The sequence below is a fragment of the Candidatus Hydrothermales bacterium genome, assembly GCA_039630235.1.
Classification (GTDB): Bacteria; Hydrothermota; Hydrothermia; order Hydrothermales; family JAJRUZ01; genus JBCNVI01.
Map to the genome: position 1 here is coordinate 1 of JBCNVI010000022.1, position 1348 is coordinate 1348.

At 43.5% G+C, this 1348-nt stretch carries 1 protein-coding gene; it reads left to right on the forward strand.

The genetic code is table 11. The annotated features are described in order from the left end of the window. The coding region (locus ABDH49_09045; protein MEN3047097.1) for an SBBP repeat-containing protein at positions 1-1348 on the forward strand (1348 nt) is incomplete at both ends.

Below are 1348 nucleotides of genomic sequence, written 5' to 3' on the forward strand. Positions count from 1 at the left end.
ATTATGGGGGAGGTGGGAGTGATCGGGCAAATTCAGTTTCAACGGATGCAAGTGGAAATGTTTTCGTGGTTGGGTGGGCTACTTCAACTGATTTTCCGACCTATAATCCAGGCGGAGGTGCGTATTATCAGGGAAGCAATGCGGGGAGTCTTGATGCATTTATATTGAAATTCACAAATTCAGGAGTAAGGCAGTGGGCTACTTATTATGGAGGAAGTGGGTATGATGTTGCACATTCAATTTCAACAGATGGAGGTGGAAATGTTTTCGTGGCTGGGTGGACTGCTTCAACAAATTTTCCGACTCAAAATCCAGGCGCAGGTGCATATTTTCAGGGAAGCAATGCGGGGTTGTATGATGCATTTATATTGAAATTCACGAATGCAGGGGTAAGGCAGTGGGCTACTTATTATGGGGGAAATGGGTATGATGAAGTATATTCAATTTCAACAGATGGAGGTGGAAATGTTTTCGTGGCTGGGTATACTACTTCAACAAATTTTCCGACCTATGATCCAGGCGGAGGTGCATATTTTCAGGGAAGCTATGCGGGTGGTGTTGATGTATTTATATTGAAATTCACGAATGCAGGAGTAAGGCAGTGGGCTACTTATTATGGGGGAGGTGGGTATGATTATGCACGTTCAATTTCAACAGATGGAGGTGGAAATGTTTTCGTGGTTGGGTATACTAATTCAGCAAATTTTCCGACCTATGATCCAGGCGCAGGTGCATATTTTCAGGGAAGCAATGCGGGTGGTGTTGATGTATTTATATTGAAATTCACAAATTCAGGAGTAAGGCAGTGGGCTACTTATTATGGGGGAGGTGGGGATGATGCTGCACATTCAATTTCAACAGATGGAGGTGGAAATGTTTTCGTGGTTGGGTATACTACTTCAACAAATTTTCCGACTCAAAATCCAGGCGCAGGTGCATATTATCAGGGAAGCAATGCGGGGTTGTTTGATGCATTTATATTGAAATTCACAAATTCAGGAGTAAGGCAGTGGGCTACTTACTATGGGGGAAGTATGGATGATGGTGCATATTCAATTTCAACAGATGGAGGCGGAAATGTTTTCGTGGCTGGGTGGACTTATTCAACTAATTTTCCGACTCAAAATCCAGGCGGAGGTGCATATTTTCAGGGAAGCAATGCGGGGGGTGAGGATGCGTTTATATTGAAATTCACGAATGCAGGAGTAAGGCAGTGGGCTACTTATTATGGGGGAGGTGGGAGTGATTATGCAAATTCAATTTCAACAGATGGAGGTGGAAATGTTTTCGTGGTTGGGTATACTAATTCAACAAATTTTCCGACCTATGATCCAGGCGGAGGTGCATA